Origin of the sequence: Actinoplanes sp. NPDC049598, from assembly GCF_040675435.1 — a bacterium.
In the GTDB taxonomy this organism is placed as follows: domain Bacteria; phylum Actinomycetota; class Actinomycetes; order Mycobacteriales; family Micromonosporaceae; genus Actinoplanes.
The window spans coordinates 245,450-260,355 of the sequence record NZ_JBFAOX010000012.1; the positions used below are offsets into that span (position 1 = coordinate 245,450).

At 70.3% G+C, this 14,906-nt stretch carries 17 protein-coding genes; 10 read left to right on the forward strand and 7 right to left on the reverse strand.

Features of this window, described 5'->3' with window-relative positions:
- Positions 1 to 130 precede the first annotated feature (130 nt).
- Positions 131 to 679, reverse strand: coding sequence for a DUF402 domain-containing protein (locus AB0J66_RS27440; RefSeq protein WP_364666222.1), 549 nt, complete (start codon positions 677 to 679; stop codon positions 131 to 133).
- A 98-nt stretch (positions 680 to 777) separates the two neighbouring features.
- Here AB0J66_RS27440 and AB0J66_RS27445 point away from each other — a divergent pair, with 98 nt between their 5' ends.
- Entirely contained in the window at positions 778 to 1,071 is a 294-nt protein-coding gene (locus AB0J66_RS27445; protein ID WP_364666225.1) for a barstar family protein, read from the forward strand.
- Between the two features lie 181 nt (positions 1,072 to 1,252).
- Positions 1,253 to 2,092, forward strand: a complete 840-nt coding sequence (locus AB0J66_RS27450; RefSeq protein WP_364666228.1) for a hypothetical protein — start codon at positions 1,253 to 1,255, stop codon at positions 2,090 to 2,092.
- On the opposite strand, the gene AB0J66_RS27455 is transcribed toward AB0J66_RS27450, so the two are convergent.
- The gene (locus tag AB0J66_RS27455) at positions 2,071 to 2,907 is read right to left on the reverse strand and encodes an NAD(P)/FAD-dependent oxidoreductase (RefSeq protein WP_364666230.1); all 837 of its coding nucleotides are present in this window, start codon (positions 2,905 to 2,907) and stop codon (positions 2,071 to 2,073) included. The two genes, AB0J66_RS27450 and AB0J66_RS27455, sit on opposite strands and share 22 nt — an antisense overlap.
- 47 nt (positions 2,908 to 2,954) lie before the next feature.
- Here AB0J66_RS27455 and AB0J66_RS27460 point away from each other — a divergent pair, with 47 nt between their 5' ends.
- Entirely contained in the window at positions 2,955 to 3,545 is a 591-nt protein-coding gene (locus tag AB0J66_RS27460; RefSeq protein ID WP_364666233.1) for an XRE family transcriptional regulator, read from the forward strand.
- A 45-nt stretch (positions 3,546 to 3,590) separates the two neighbouring features.
- On the opposite strand, the gene AB0J66_RS27465 is transcribed toward AB0J66_RS27460, so the two are convergent.
- Positions 3,591 to 4,151 carry a DNA primase gene (locus AB0J66_RS27465; protein ID WP_364666236.1) on the reverse strand — a complete coding sequence of 187 codons (561 nt, stop codon included), beginning with the start codon at positions 4,149 to 4,151 and terminating at the stop codon, positions 3,591 to 3,593.
- Between the two features lie 240 nt (positions 4,152 to 4,391).
- On the opposite strand from AB0J66_RS27465, the gene AB0J66_RS27470 reads away from it, so the two are divergent.
- The 5 genes from AB0J66_RS27470 to AB0J66_RS27490 are packed head-to-tail and all read left to right on the forward strand — an operon-like array spanning position 4,392 to position 8,981.
- A complete protein-coding gene (locus AB0J66_RS27470) occupies positions 4,392 to 5,624 on the forward strand; it encodes a helix-turn-helix domain-containing protein (RefSeq protein ID WP_364666238.1) in 1,233 nt (410 codons plus the stop codon).
- Between the two features lie 13 nt (positions 5,625 to 5,637).
- Entirely contained in the window at positions 5,638 to 6,228 is a 591-nt protein-coding gene (locus AB0J66_RS27475; protein WP_364666240.1) for a flavoprotein, read from the forward strand.
- Between the two features lie 28 nt (positions 6,229 to 6,256).
- Positions 6,257 to 7,084 carry a Nif3-like dinuclear metal center hexameric protein gene (locus AB0J66_RS27480; RefSeq protein ID WP_364666244.1) on the forward strand — a complete coding sequence of 276 codons (828 nt, stop codon included), beginning with the start codon at positions 6,257 to 6,259 and terminating at the stop codon, positions 7,082 to 7,084.
- A complete protein-coding gene (locus tag AB0J66_RS27485) occupies positions 7,081 to 7,815 on the forward strand; it encodes a C4-type zinc ribbon domain-containing protein (RefSeq protein ID WP_364666247.1) in 735 nt (244 codons plus the stop codon). The genes AB0J66_RS27480 and AB0J66_RS27485 overlap by 4 nt, the downstream gene beginning before the upstream one ends.
- The gene (locus AB0J66_RS27490) at positions 7,812 to 8,981 is read left to right on the forward strand and encodes a bifunctional RNase H/acid phosphatase (RefSeq protein ID WP_364666250.1); all 1,170 of its coding nucleotides are present in this window, start codon (positions 7,812 to 7,814) and stop codon (positions 8,979 to 8,981) included. The genes AB0J66_RS27485 and AB0J66_RS27490 overlap by 4 nt, the downstream gene beginning before the upstream one ends.
- A gap of 112 nt (positions 8,982 to 9,093) precedes the next feature.
- On the opposite strand, the gene AB0J66_RS27495 is transcribed toward AB0J66_RS27490, so the two are convergent.
- From AB0J66_RS27495 to AB0J66_RS27505, 3 genes are all read right to left on the reverse strand, one after another.
- On the reverse strand, positions 9,094 to 10,683 hold the full coding sequence (locus AB0J66_RS27495; protein WP_364666252.1) for a hypothetical protein: 1,590 nt from the start codon (positions 10,681 to 10,683) through the stop codon (positions 9,094 to 9,096).
- Between the two features lie 163 nt (positions 10,684 to 10,846).
- Entirely contained in the window at positions 10,847 to 11,596 is a 750-nt protein-coding gene (locus AB0J66_RS27500; protein WP_364666255.1) for an SDR family oxidoreductase, read from the reverse strand.
- Positions 11,593 to 12,366: a DinB family protein gene (locus AB0J66_RS27505; protein WP_364666257.1), complete on the reverse strand. Its 774-nt coding sequence runs from the start codon at positions 12,364 to 12,366 to the stop codon at positions 11,593 to 11,595. The genes AB0J66_RS27500 and AB0J66_RS27505 overlap by 4 nt, the downstream gene beginning before the upstream one ends.
- A gap of 94 nt (positions 12,367 to 12,460) precedes the next feature.
- On the opposite strand from AB0J66_RS27505, the gene AB0J66_RS27510 reads away from it, so the two are divergent.
- Positions 12,461 to 12,907 (forward strand): DUF4231 domain-containing protein, encoded by a 447-nt coding sequence (locus AB0J66_RS27510; RefSeq protein WP_364666260.1) that lies wholly within the window; start codon positions 12,461 to 12,463, stop codon positions 12,905 to 12,907.
- A 161-nt stretch (positions 12,908 to 13,068) separates the two neighbouring features.
- Positions 13,069 to 13,764, forward strand: a complete 696-nt coding sequence (locus AB0J66_RS27515) for an aminoglycoside phosphotransferase family protein (protein ID WP_364666263.1) — start codon at positions 13,069 to 13,071, stop codon at positions 13,762 to 13,764.
- Here AB0J66_RS27515 and AB0J66_RS27520 read toward each other — a convergent pair.
- Positions 13,741 to 14,886, reverse strand: coding sequence for an MFS transporter (locus tag AB0J66_RS27520; protein ID WP_364666266.1), 1,146 nt, complete (start codon positions 14,884 to 14,886; stop codon positions 13,741 to 13,743). The genes AB0J66_RS27515 and AB0J66_RS27520 overlap by 24 nt on opposite strands.
- Positions 14,887 to 14,906 lie beyond the last annotated feature (20 nt).

Consider the following 14,906-nt stretch of genomic DNA (forward strand, 5'->3'; position numbering starts at 1 on the left):
GGCGGGGAGGCGCGGGGAGGCGGGGAGGCGCGGGGAGGCGGGGAGGCGCGGGGAGGCGGGGAGGCGCGGGGAGGCGGGGAGGCGCGGGGAGGCGGGAAGGCCCGGGAAGGCGGGAAGGCAGCGCGCTCGATCAGGCCGGGCGGCGGCGGGGGCCGCGGGCGGCGCGGGCGCCGCGGGCGGTGGTGAGCCAGCTTCGGTAGTGGGTGGCGAAGGGCTCGCGGTCGAGGAGCAGGGCCTCGTGCAGTGAGGCGGCGCCGGCGCGGGCGCCTTCGACGATTTCGGGTGGGTAGTTGAGCTCGGCGCGGTGTTGTTCGAACTCGTCTTCGTCCTCGATCTGGACCCGTTTGCCGCGGCGGTAGCGGATCAGGTCGATGTCGAGGTCGACGACGGTGATCTCGGCCGGGGCGGTCCACCGGGCCGGGGTGATGATGTCGCAGTACATCTCGCGGGGGTCGGGCTCGGCCAGGAACATCGCCATCCACCAGCTCCCGGCCGGGATCAGCCGGACCGCGTCGGCCCTGGTGCGGCCGGTCGGGCGGGTGCCGTAGTGGTAGGTGACGACGGTGCCGCGCGGGGTGGACAGCCACGTCCCGTACTCGTCCTCGCCGAGCAGGCGCGCGGTCACCTGCCGGTGCGGCCGCCCGTCGAACTTGCGCAGCACCAGATCGACCGCATCCACCCGGCGAGGCTACATCGATCACCGTCGGGGGACATGCCCGCCCGCCCCCGCTCCGCCCGCCCGCCGTGATTCGTTTCAAAGGCCGGGGGAGGTACGGCGTGAAGGTGTTCATCGACGGCCGGTTCGTGCTCGACGAGGCCGACCTGCAGAGACGTCTGGCCGGGGCGTTCGGGTACGGACCCTTCTACGCCTACGACCTGGCCGCGCTGCGTGACTGCCTGGCCGCCGGCGATCCGCGCCCGCTCGAGTTGGCCTGGATCCACGCCGACGCGCTCCGGCTGGCCCTGGGCAATGCGACCTTTCGGGCATATCTCAAGGTCTTCGAGGCCATCGAGGTGGATGACGAACGCAAACCCTGGGACCAGCGCTTCATCTTCCGTCTCTTCGAGTAGCGGTCACAGCGGGGCGGACAACAACCGAGTGGCACCCGAAGGGCTTCTCAAGCAGGGGGCGCGGCCACCGATTGCTGAGGGTGCCGGCGGGGGGATCCCCGGCGGCGGGCGGGCCCCGACCGGTTTCCCCCTGGCGGTCGGGCCCGCCCGGACGAACGAGATCACGAGCGAAGGAGTGCCGATGAGTGGCGAACTGCACGTCGGCATCGACGCCGAGAAGATCGTCGTCAGTCACCGGCCGTTGCGGCTGAGTGCCGGCCTCGCCTCCCGCCACCGGTCCGGCTCGGTCGTCGAGATGCTGCCGGTGGCCGCCAGCGGCGCCACCCGCGAGGAGCGCACTTCCTTCGCCTGCCGCCTGGCCCTGCCCCTGATCTTCCTGACGGCCCTGGTCGCGGCGGCCGGCGTGCCGTGGTGGCTGCCGGCCGCGGCCTCGGTGGCGACCGTCGCCACCGTCTGGCGGCGCCTCGCCCGGGCCGCTTCGGCCACGTCGTTCGAGCCGCCTCGCGGGCCGGGCGGCCGGGTGCTGCTCGATGCCGAGGAGCGGGCCGTCTTCCAGCGGGCTGTCCGCGTCGCCCGCCGTGTGCGCCGGGCCTGGCCGGCGCTGCCCGGTCTGGTCGACGACGCCGCCGACCACTCGCTGACCCGGGCTCTGGACGACCTGGCGACCCTGCTGGTCCGCCGGCAGGAGCTCCGCCGCGTGCGGGCCGGGCTCGCCTCCGTACGGCCGGAAGGGTTGCCGGGGCCGAGCCCCGCCGTGGCCGCCCTGACCGAGCAGCGTGACCACGCCGAGCACCTGTGGCGCGAGGCCGGCCGGGAGGTCAACCGGATCCTGCGCAGCCTCGACCGGACCGCCCTGGCCCAGGAGTCGCTGCTGCGGGAGCGGCACATCGGCGACACCGCCCGGCAGGCCGAGCTGACGCTGGCCGGGCTGGCCCCGGGCGTGCCGATGGCCACCACCGGCCCGGAGCTGGCCGACCGGACCGACGCTGTGATCACCGCTTACCGCGAACTGTCCTGCTGATCCTCCTGAGCCACCGGGGGCAGCAGGTCGACGTTGATCATTGCGCCGGCCATCAGGCCGGCCGCGGCCGAGGTGATCACCTGGGCCATCGGGTCGGCCACGTTGCCGGCCACCCAGACGCCGGGGACCTCGGTGCGGCCCGTCGGGTCGATCGCCGGGACGTAGGTGCCGATGCCCATGGGGTGCTCGACCGGCTTGAGCCCGATCTCCTCGAGGAATCCACCTCGCGCCTCCACTCTGGTCGTCACGACGAGGTAGTCGCGTGCCACGAAGCTACCGTCCTTGAGCCGCACGCCGCCGTTTTCCACAGCGGCGACGTCGTCCACAGCCAGGGCCATGACGTCCTTGCTCCACTGGCGCCAGAGGCGTACCTTCTCCGCGTCGCCGAACACGCCGATCGCCTGACCTCGAACTTCGTAGCCGTGGCAGTAGGGGCAGTGCAGCACCGTCGACCCCCACCGCTCGGCCAGGCCCGGAATGTCCGGCAGCCGGTCGGCCAGACCGGTGGTGATCAGCAGCCGGCGCCCCTCGTGCACCGTCCCGTCGGCCAGGCGTACCTCGAAGCCGGGCCGGACCGAGACCACCTCGCCCTCGATCACCTCGCCGCCGTAACGAGCCACCTCGGCCCGGCCCGCCGCGTGGAACTCCGCCGGGGTCATCCCGTCCCGGGTGAGGAAGTTGTGGATGCCGTCCGCGGGCGCGTTCCGCGGCGCCCCGGAATCGATCACCAGCACCGAGCGCAACGCCCGTCCCAGGGCCACCGCGCCGCTGAGGCCGGCCGGGCCGCCCCCGATAACAATCACGTCGTAGGTCATGGCCCGATGGTGGCCCCACCGTGCCGAAATGCGGAAACATCTTTGCCATGACGGCAAACAACGACGACGTCCTCAAGGAGGTCGGCCCGCGGCTCCGGCAGCTGCGCAAGAAGTCCGGGATCACGCTGACCGCGCTCTCCGACACCACCGGCATCTCGGTCAGCACCCTGTCCCGGCTGGAGTCGGGCCAGCGCAAGGCCACCCTCGAACTGCTCCTGCCGCTGGCCCGGGCCCACCGCGTGCCCCTGGACGAGCTGGTCGGGGCCCCGCCGACCGGTGACCCCCGGGTCTACGCGCGGCCGATCAGCGCGTTCGGCCAGACGATCGTCCCGCTCTCCCGGAACCCCGGCGGCGCGCAGGCGTTCAAGCACCTCATCCCGGCCGGCTCCCGCCAGGAGCCCGAGCCCAAGACCCACGAGGGGTACGAGTGGCTGTACGTGCTCAGCGGCCGGCTGCGGCTGATCCTGGGCGAGCACGATCTGGTGCTCCCACCGGGCGAGGCGGCCGAGTTCGACACCCGGGTGCCGCACTGGTTCGGCAGCGCCGAGGGCCAGGCCGTCGAGTTCCTGACGATCTTCGACCGGCAGGGCGCGCGGATCCACGTACGTGCCAAATCGCGAAAGCACCCTAACGAGTGACTTCTCCTGCCCTCGTCACGGGACTAGGGTGGTTACCCATCATGGCTAAGAACCGCGACGGGTGGTGGACATTTGCCTGGGGACCGTGACGTGCCGCTCCGGAAGCGTGCCGAGCGCGTCCACCAGCAGGTTCTGCACGACCTCGGCGTCGGGCAGCCACCACTGCGCCCGCTCCGGGGGCACGGCCCACCGGACGGGTCCCTCCGGCATGCGGCTGGGCGCCGCCGGCACCCACGAGCCGGCCCCGTGGCGTACGACGTCGAGCCGTTGATCCAACTCGGACCGCAGGGGGACGCCGGGCCGTACGAGGAACATCCACCGCCCGGCCGCCGTCACCGCGACCGGGCCGCGGGCGTCGGCCCGCTCCACTCCCAACACTCCGGTGTGCAGCCGGGCCGTGCCGAGCACGCGCAGCCCGAGCGCCGCCGGCACCTCCAGCACGTCGAAGAGCCGCCCGGTGGCCAGCCGCAAGACCTGCGGCGTGGGCCCGGGAAGGACCGCCCAGCCCTGTTCGGCGTACCGCAAAGCGGCCCGTCGCAGGCGGGCCCGATCGAGGAGATCGAGCAGTGCCGGTGGTACGAACGGCCGACTGACGGTCCACTGCATGGCTCGATAACCCCCGATCTGGGTGGGCCGGTGCCTTATCAGCTTCGCGTGCCGTATCCAAGCGCGACACGCATCGTTGTTTCCGGCAGATCCACCCTTTGCAAGTTGCATCAAAACTACGAGCATCGGTGAGCAGGCGATCACACACGCTGTGCGACGTTGGCACACGTGGAGGGTCCACACTGCAGATGACACAAGGGCTCGCCGGCGGGGGTCGCCGGGCGAGTCGGGGGAGGCACCGTGGACGAGCTGCCGATCGGCCGCCGCGTCGCCTATTGGCGCGGCCGGCGCAAGATGTCCCAACAGGTCTTCGCGGACAGGTTGGGCAAGTCCAAGAGCTGGGTCGACAAGGTGGAACGAGGCGTCCGCCGGCTCGACAAGTTCTCCGTCGTCTACGAGATCGCCGACGTCCTGCAGGTGGACGTCCAGCTGCTGCTGGGCAAGGACGTGGAGCGGCGGCCCGAGACTCAGAACTGCATCGATCAGGTCGAAGTGGAGGAGATCCGCGCCGCCCTGGAGCGCTATGACCAGATGAGCGCGTTCTTCCAGGCGGTGCCGCACTCGCCGCCGCTGACCGAGATGCGCAAGGCGGTCAGCCACGCGTGGCTGACCTATCAGCACGCGAAGTACGGCGTCCTGGCGAGGATGCTGCCCAAGCTGCTGCGCGACGCCCAGGCGGCGGACAGCGCCTACGCCACCGGCTCGGAGGCCAAGGACGCCGCCCACCTGCTCGGGCAGGTCTATCAGATCGCCTCGTCGGCGCTGCGCAAGGTGGGGGAGCACGAGCTCTCCTGGCTCGCGGCCGACCGGTCGATCGCCGTCTCCCAGCGGGCCGGCGACCAGCTCCTGGCCGGGCTGGCGTCCTACCGCGTGGGCAGCGCGCTGCTGGCCCTGGGCCGGGTCCGCCCGGCGCTCGAGGTCAACGTCAACATCGCCAACCGGCTGGCGCCCAGCTTCGAGAGGATCAACGGTCAGGGCGAGCGGCTGTCGGTGTACGGGATGTTGCTGCTCAACGGGGCCATGGCGGCGGCCCGGATCGGCGACAGCGCGACCGTGCGCGACCTGCTCTGCGGCGCCGAGCAGGCGTCGCTGGAGCTCGGCGGCGACTTCAACCACTACTGGACCAGCTTCGGGCCGACCAACGTGCAGCTGCACCGCTGCGCGACGGCCGTCGAGCTGGGTGACGGGCGTACGGCGGTCGACACGCACGAGAAGATCGACGTGGTCGGCTTCAACGCCATGCTGCCGGAGCGCCGGGCGCACCACTTCCTGGACATCGCCCGCGGCTACACCCAGATCGGCAACATCGAGAAGGCCAGCGAGATGCTCCTCGAGGGCGACCGGCTCGCCCCGTCCGAGATCCGCTGCCGCCCGCTCGCCCACGAAGTCCTTTCCGACGTGCTCCGCCGGACGCGGGGCACGCCACCGGCTCCGATCGCGGAGCTGGCCGAGCAGATGGGAGTCGGCGTATGAGGGTGGTCCGCAGGTGACGATCGGCAACCCCGCCCCCGGCGTGCTGTATGTCCTGGTCTGTGGGTCTCCCATGGCGCGCGACGTCGGCGTCCTGGTCACGCTGGCCCAGCAGGAAGGCTGGGAGGTCTGCGTGATCACCACGCCCGACGGCCGCAAGTTCGTCGACGTGGAGGCGCTGCAGGCCCAGACCGGTCATCCGGTGCGCACCCATTACAAGAGCCCCGGCGACCCCGACATGCTGCCCGGGGCGGACGCGATGATCGTCGCGCCCGCGACGGTCAACACCGTCAACAAGTGGGCCGCCGGGATCACCGACACGCTCGTCCTCGGCCTGCTCATCGAGGGCTACGGCTACGGCGTGCCGACGGCCGTGGTCCCGTACACCAACAACGTCATGGCCCTGCACCCCGCCCTGCACCAGAGCCTGGCCCGGCTCCGCGACTGGGGCGTGCACGTGCTGTACGGCGAGGATGTGTGCCGGCTCGGCGGCCCCGGCCAGACCGATCGGTTCCGCGGGCAGTTCCCGTGGCGGCGGGCCCTGCAGGCGGTCAGCAACCCGGTGACGATGAGCGGCAGCCGGGTTGAGCCCGGCGTGGTCGGCTAGCACCCCACGCCCGATAGAGTTGTCGGCCGTGACCGACACTGCCGCCGTACCCACCGTCCGGGACGTGATAGATGCCCTCGACCGGCGCTATCCACGCGATTGGGCGGAGTCCTGGGACAAGGTCGGCATGGTGCTGGGCGACTTCGCGCACCCGGTGCGGCGGGTCCTGTGCGTGGTCGACTGCGTGCCGGAGACGGCCGAGCAGGCGATCGCCGTGGGCGCCGACCTGATCGTCGCCCACCACCCGCTGCTGCTCAAGCCGGTGTCGTCGATCGCGCCGGACACGTACAAGGGCCGGATCATCCACCGGTTGATCCGGGCCGACGTGTCCCTGTACGTCGCGCACACCAACGCCGACGTGGCCAATCCCGGCGTGTCGGATGCGCTGGCCGCCCGTCTCGATCTGCGTGATCTGCGGCCGCTGGTTCCGCAGGAGGACGGCCGGGGCCTGGGCCGGATCGGCGTCCTCGACCCGCCGCTGGATTTGTCCGAGCTCACCGGCTTTGTCGCTGCGCGCCTGCCCACCACGGCGGCCGGTGTCCGCTCGGCCGGCGACCCCGCCCGGATCGTACGGACCCTGGCCGTTTGCGGTGGTGCGGGTGACACCTTCCTGACCGAAGCGGCGCGAGCCGGCGTCGACGCGTACCTTTGCGCTGATCTTCGCCATCATCCCGCGAGCGAGCACCTCGCCGCGGAAGGCCCGGCGCTGATCGACGTCGCCCACTGGGCGACGGAACGTCCCTGGCTCGACGACGTCGCGGCGTGGCTGCGCGGCGAGTTCGGCTTCGACGTCGTCGTGTCCGACCTGGACACGGACCCCTGGACCCTGTTTCGAACGAAGGAGCCCCAGCCGTGAAGGCCTCCCCGGAAGCCCAGCGCCGCCTGCTCGACCTGCAGGCCGTCGACACCGCCCTGGCCCAGCTCGCGCACAAGCGCAAGACGCTGCCGGAGATCGCCGAGATCGACGCGGTGGCCCGCGAGCTCTCCGCGCTGGAGGACGAGCGCGTCCGCGCCCAGGTCGCGGTGGACGACCTCGAGCGGGACATCAGCCGCTTCGAGAAGGACATCGAGCAGGTACGCATCCGCAAGGACCGCGACCAGAAACGCCTCGACGCCGGCGGCGCCCTGCGGGAGATCGAGGGCCTGCAGCACGAGCTGGCCACGCTCAACCGGCGCCAGTCCGAGCTCGAGGACGCCGAGCTCGAGCTGATGGAGCAGAAGGAAGCGGCCGACTCGGCGCTGACCGCTGTGCAGGGCCGTCTGACGGCTGCTCTCTCCCGCCGCGCCGAGGCCGAGGCCCGCCGCGACGAGGCCCTGGCCGACATCACCAAGGAGCAGGAGTTCAAGCAGTCCTCGCGCGGCCCGCTCGCCGCCGACCTGCCGGCCGACCTGGTCACCCTCTACGACAAGATCCGCACCGACTCGGGTCTGGGTGCGGCCCTCTTCCAGTCGGGCCGCTGCGGCGGCTGCCGCATCGAGCTCTACGGCGCCGACCTGGCGCGGGTCAAGGCGGCGGCGCCGGATGAGGTCGTACGCTGTGAGGAGTGCCGCCGCATCATGGTCCGCACCAAGGAGTCCGGCCTGTGAGCCTGCGCGTCTCGGTCGAAGCCGACGGCGGCTCGCGGGGCAACCCCGGCCCGGCCGGCTACGGCTCGGTGGTCCGCGCCCACCCCTCGGGCGAGGTGCTGGTGGAGCGGTACGGAGCGCTCGGCGTGACCACGAACAACGTCGCCGAGTACACGGGTCTGGTCGAGGGTCTGCGTGCGGCGCTGGAATTGAACGCGACCGAGGTCGACGTACGGATGGACTCGAAACTCGTGGTCGAGCAGATGTCCGGGCGGTGGCAGATCAAGAACGCCGGGCTCCGGCCGCTGGCCGCTTCGGCCGCGGAGTTGGTGGCGCGCTTCGAGCGGGTTTCCTTCGAGTGGATCCCGCGCGAGCGTAATAAGGCGGCGGACGCGCTGGCCAATCGTGCGATGGACGAGGCCGCCGGCAAGCCGGTGCGGGAAGTGCTGGCCGAGGATCTTGTTGCCGCTCCGTCGTCCGTCGCTTCATCCCCCGCCGCTTCGGACATTTCCGATTCTTCGGTTTTTGGCGGATCGGCGCCCCGCTCCTGGGCGCCGCCTTCGCTGGACGACGCCACCCGGCTGATCCTGGTCCGGCACGGCGAGACCGCCCTGACCAAGCAGGGACGCTACTCCGGTCGCGGCGACGTCCCGCTCTCCGACGAGGGCCAGGCCCAGGCCATGGCCGCCGGCGGCCGGGTGGCCGGCATCTCCCGCGACGTCACGGCCATCGTCAGCTCACCGTTGAGCCGCTGCATGCGTACCGCCGAATTGATCTCAGCCGAAGTCGGCGGCGTCCCCGTGACCGTCGTCCCCGACCTGATCGAATGCGATTTCGGCGACTGGGAGGGCCTGACCTTCGCCGAGGTCAACGAGCGCTGGCCGGCCGAGATGAAAGCCTGGCTGGCCGCACCGTCGGTCGCCCCGCCCGGCGGCGAGTCCTTCGACACCGTGGCCAAGCGCGTCCAGACCGCCCTGCGCACCATCCTGGACTCCCACTCCGGCGGCGTGATCGTCCTGGTCTCCCACGTGACCCCGATCAAGCTGATCCTGCGGGACGCCCTGGCCGCCTCCGACGCCTTCCTGCACCGCCTCTTCCTGGACGCCGCCGGCATCTCCACCCTGGACATCTGGCCCGACGGCAACCTCGCCGTCCGTTCGGTCAACGAGACGTCCCACTTGCGCTGACGCCGTCACCCCGACCCCACTCGCCCGTCATCTTCGCGAGTGGGGGAGGGCAACTGATTCCGGTTTTACGGGCCGACTCGTCCGGCGCCTGACGACGGCGCTGAGCCGCCTGTCAGCCGAGAAGCTCGACAAGGCGCGTATCTCCTTCGACCACCCGTTCTAGATTGACCTCGGCCGTCGCCGCGACTTGGAGGGGAGAGGCCGCACCGACCGCGCTGGCATGCACGATTCGGTCGATTCCCGCACCTACGAGCGGTGCGGTGGTGCGCAGCGTGCCGGCCAACGCGATGGAAGTCAGATCTCCGGCATGGAGAATCAGATTCTTCTGCCGGTAAAGCCGACGGAACGAGTCTTCCAACTGACACACGATCTTCGGCAGTATGTCCGCCGGCTCCGCGATAAGGGATTGCATGCGGTGCAGCGCCAGGCGGTGACGGGTCCGGGAGAAGGTGGAGATCCTTCCTGTCTTGAGCGCATCCTCGAACGTGCGAGCACGGTCGATGTTTTCCTGAAGCCGCCGTATTTCTCCCGCCAGCGCGTCGTCGCATTCGACCGAATATGCGTTCGCCAGAGTCGTCAGTTCAGCTCTTACGTAACTACATGCCACAATGCGCGCCATGCGGGTTGCTGCGGTGACGCGATTCCGGCCATCCCCGGGGCCGACGAAGAGTGCCTCGATGGCGGCCCAACTTCCGGCGACGGCGGCGGCCGGGGTGCCGAGATCAAGCGGTTCGAGCAGTTCGAGGGCCGAACTGACCTCGGCGGAAAGGTCAAGGTCGAAGACGGCGCTGGTCTTCTGCAGAGCGTGAACCTCCACACGACGAGGTGGAAGGGCGTACGGCAGCGCGACATCCTCGCCGATGATGAAGAGTTCGTCGAGAAACTTCAGTTGCCGGCGCGCGCCGACTCGAAACCGAGCCTCCAGTCTCGCGACCATGGTCGCCGCCTTGTTCACGGCCGCGGGCACGTCGCGGGCTTCGATGTCGACGATCAAGCCGCCTGCCTGACGAAGCGGCTTGACCTCGGGCACCCATTGCGCCAGCCAGTCGGACACGCTGGTGGCGTCCAGCCAGTTGTCCGATGCCTCGACACCCTTAACGGCCGGGCTCGGCAGCGGAGGACTGGAAACGAGTGGAACCAGAACGGTGTAGCGCACCGCTGGACGGCGAGCGAGCCGGACCGCTTCCTCGATCACGTCACCTATCCCGGTCGAGCCGGGCGCGTGACGCCCGTGGAAGGTCCACCATTTGTGAAGGAACTCGGCACTGAATCCGGCGTCCAGAAGGGAACCTCCGACTGCCCGCGAAACGACCTCTGGGCTGGGTTGGCCGGCACGCACCGCGTCGGCCCAGTTTTGGAGGTAGGACTCGTCGGCTTGATCGGCGAGCAGGCCCAAGACGTAGGCGTCATGGCTTTCCGGCTCAAGTTTCCGGCTGATAGCACCGACTATGATCCCGCGCTGTTTCTCCGACCCGAAGCCCACATCCCTTCGAATTCGGCGAATCAGCCCGTCACTGAGGTACTTGACCGAGGATTCCGATAGAACACCCTCGTGGCGCGCCCTGTTGGCCTCGAGTAGCTCCCTGATCTCCAGCACCGAACTGAGGCGCCAGAGCTGGCGATTCCACGGTGTAGACCGGGAGTAGTAGTCGAGCAACCTCTTGTGCACGCCGTGGTCGTACGGCTTGTCGACCAAGGCCAAGGCGGGATATCCTTCGAGCGTAGTGGGGGGAAGTCGCCGTCAGGCCGCTTTCCCCCTATTTTGTTGGACCGGACCGAGCGTCATCGATCGAAGAACCTACGGTCTCGGCGTGATCCACATCAACCTTCCCCAGGCTTGGATCATTCGTTCGGGTGGGGTTTGGCTACGCGAAGCCGCCGTTGCTCAGCAGGAGCTGGCCGTTGATCCAGCCGCCCTGGGGTGAGCAGAGGAAATCGACCAGGTGGGCGGTGTCCTGCGGGGTGCCGAGGCGGCCCAGCGGGGTCTGCGCGATGCCCATCGACCGGATCTCGTCGGTCATCCAGCCGGTGTCGATCGGGCCCGGGTTGATGACGTTGGCGGTGATGCCCCGGCCGGCAAGCTCGCGGGCGGCGGTCAGGGTGATGCGGTCCAGGGCGCCCTTGCTGGCTCCGTACGGCAGGTTGCCGACCGTGTGGTCGCTGGTCAGGGCGATGATCCGGCCGTCGCCGGACGCGCCGCGGTAGCGCAGGGCGTGCTCGCGGATGAGCAGCCAGGTGGCGCGGGCGTTGACCGCGAAGTGACGGTCGAAGCTTTCGACGGTGGTGTCGAGCAGGCCCGAGTCGACCGACTCGCAGTGGCACATGACCAGGGCGGTGACCGGGCCGAGGCGGCGTTCGGCCTCGTCGTAGATCGCGGCCGGGGCGGCGACGCCGGTGAGGTCGGCCTCGATGGCGGCGCTGCGGCCGGGCAGGCTGTCGGCGATGGCTTCGGCCGCGCCGGCCTCGGGGCCCCAGGGCATGCGTTCGTCGTAGGCGTGCCAGTAGGTGAAGGCGACGTCCCAGCCGGAGGCGGCCAGCTGCCGGGCGATACCGGCGCCGATCCCGACCGTACGGCCGACGCCTGTCACCAGAGCTACCGGGCGGGAATCGTTCATGCTCGCGATTCCAGGACAGCCAGGTCGCGTTCCGCGTAACGGCGGTGCTCCCACTCCTCGTTGAGGACCGTGAGCAGGCACTCCCGTACGGGGAAGGTCTCGTTGGGCGGCGGCCACCCGAGGCCCTCGACGGGTTTGGTGTCGGCGGCCAGCTGGTCGTCGGTGAGGTTGCCGAGGACGCGGCGGACGGTGGCCATGCGGTCGAGGCGCAGCGTTAGCGCCTCGTCGAGGGTGGGGCGGGCGGTGCGGTCACGGGGCACGCCCGGGGTGTCCTCCATGCCGTCCCAGGGCAGCGAGAGCGGATGCCACGGGGACGGCTCGCCCAGCATGGCCCGCGTCACCCACGACTCGGAGGCGAAGGCCAGATGCCGCAGCGTCTCGATGAACGACCACTCGCCGTCGACCGACTCGTGCAGCCGCGCCTCGGGCAGGCGGCGGGCGCGCTCGACCGTCTCGGCCCAGCGGAGCTCGACCAGATCCCACGCTTCGCGGAATCCGGCGGGATCGGAGGGGCGCATCTTGACCCGTTCGGGTTCGCGGCGGTCCATTTCGGCCTGGACGTACGGGGCCACGTCGACCCCGTTGATCACCAGGCTTTCGATCTCGCCGTTGATGTCGACTTTGCCTAGGTAGACGCCGCGCATGACCACGTCGTAGAAATTGACCCCCCACAACCGGCTGCCGGCCAGATCGACGTGCCGCATCTCCGAGCCACTCAGATCGACATGCCGAAACCGCGAGCCGCGCAGGTCACCTTTGAAGTCAGCCATGCCCGCACGCTAACCCCGGTTCCGGACGAAAGACTTCCTGAAACGGTGGCGGCCGGGCGATTTGGGGGCGGATCGGCGATGGATACTGTTGCGCATGACGCAAGGGGACGGGGACGTCAGCGCGGCCGAGGTGTACCGGGTTGCGCGGGAGAGGTACCTGAAGTATTCGCGGACCGCTCGGCGGGCGTATCAGATTTCCGAGACACTGCTGATCGTGTTCGCGGCGGCCATTTCGGCGAGTGTGGCGTTCACGGATGACGCGCGGGTGCCGGCCGTCCTGGGTGGACTGGTGGTGGTGCTGACCGGGCTGCGGACGCTTTTCCGGTGGCACGACAACTGGATCCGCTACATCGAGACGATGGTGCAGCTGGAAGCGGAATGGGCGCGCTATCAGCACCGGGTCGGTGACTACGCGACGCCGGAGCGGGAGGCCCTTTTCGTGCAGGCGGTGAAGCAGCTCGAGCTGTCCGAGACGCAGGGCTGGGTCGGGCTGCGGCGAACGGCGCAGGAAGCGCGCGAGATCACGGCCGACGCGCAGTGAGTTTCCGGCGGAACATCGTCGAGAACTGGGGCGCGGACGGGGAGCAGTGGCTTGACGGCCTGCCGAAGCTGATCGAGGAGATCTGCGCCGAGTGGGGCCTGGTCATCGATGAGCTTCACCCGATGACGTTTCATTGGGTCGCCTCGACGAAACAGGGCTCCGTGCTGAAACTCGGGGTCCCGGACGGGCATCTCGGCGAGGAGGCCGAGGCGCTGCGAATCTTCGACGGCCGCGGCGCCGTGCGGCTCCTGGCCGAGGATGCGGCTCGCGGTGCGTTGCTGATCGAGCAGGCCAGGCCCGGTACGCCCGTCGCGCGGCTGGCCGACGACGCGGAGGCCACCGCGGCACTCATGTCGGCGGCGCGAGCGCTTCACCGCGTACCGCCAAGCAGTTGTTCTTTGCCGCATTTGCGCAGTCTCCGTGGGGCGTTCGAGCGTTATCCGGCGGCCGGGCCGATCCCACGGCGAATGGTGGAGCGGGCGGCCGAGTTGTTCGACGATTTGTGCGCGGACGCGCCGCGGGAAGTGGTGCTGCACGGCGATCTGCACCACGGCAATGTGTTGAAGGCCGAGCGGGAGCCGTGGCTCGCGATCGACCCGTCGCCCCGGATCGGGGACCCGGTTTTCGACTGCGGGGCGATGCTTTACAACCTCGACCCGGAGCGGCGCGACCCGGCCCTGCTCGATCTGGTGCCGGCCCGGATCGAGCAATTGTCGGAGTTCGCGCCGGTGGATCGGGTGGTCGCGTGGGGATATGTGATGGGCGTGCTGTCCGAACTGTGGACGGTCGAGGCCTCGGGAAAGGCGCGCAGCCGGGCCCTGGATGTGGCGAAGTTACTGGAGCTGCGGCTGCGATGACCGGAGTACGCGCGCGCCCAGCGTCATGAGCACCATCAGGCCGACAATGACGGCGAACGATACCGTCAGCGACGACAAATGGGCGATGCCGCCGATGATGCCGGGGGCGATCAGGCCACTGCCGTACGCGATGCCGGCCACCCCGGCGATGCCCTTGCCCGGGCTGCTCTCGGTGCGGGCGGCGGCCGCGAAAACGAGCGGCACCACGACGGCGATACCGATGCCGAGCAACCCGAAACCGGCAATGACCAACGCGACCGGCTCGGCCAGCACAACGGTCAGAGCGCCCACGGTCGCGCACACGCCGGAGATCCGTACCGTGGCCACCGGGCCGAGCCGGCGCACCACCCAGTCCCCGCCGAAACGCGCCGCGGCCATGCAGACCGAGAAGACCGAGACGGTCGCGGCCGCGGTGGCCGCCGGATGGTGCAGCAGGTCCCGGACGTAGACGGCGGCCCAGTCGAGGCTCGCCCCCTCGGCGAAGACCGCGCACAGCCCGATCAGGCCGATCGTCAGCACCCGGCCGGTGGGCAGCGCGAACGCGGGCGGCTCCTCCGTCCCCGGGGCCGGCCGATGCGGGATGAGCCACCTCGACGCGACCAGCACGACCACGAACAGAGCGGCCACGGTGATCAGGAAGTGGGCAGGCGCCGACAGCCCTTCGCGGGCGGCGAACACGGCCAGCGCCGACCCGGCCAGCCCGCCGATGCTCCACCAGCCGTGAAAACCGGACATGACCGAACGCCCGTACCGCTCCTCGACCAGGACCGCATGCGCGTTCATGGCCACGTCGGCCACCCCCGCCGCCGCCCCGTACACCACCAGGCACAGACACAGAAGCCACAGCGACGACGGCAGCGCCGGCAGCAGAAGGGCCGCACACCAGCAGAGCATCAGGACGCGTACGAGGGACCGCAGATCGAACCGGTGCACGAGCCGCCCCGACAGCGGCATGGCGAGCAGCGCCCCCACCCCCGGCATGAGCAGGGCCAGCCCGAGCCCGCCGGGCCCCACCCCCACGTGGTCGGCCACCCACGGCACCCGGGCCGCGAACGTCCCGGTCACCGCCCCGTGCGCCGCAAAGACCGCCGACGTCGCGACCCGAGCCCGCCTATCGATCATGCTTCGACCGTAGGGGAACC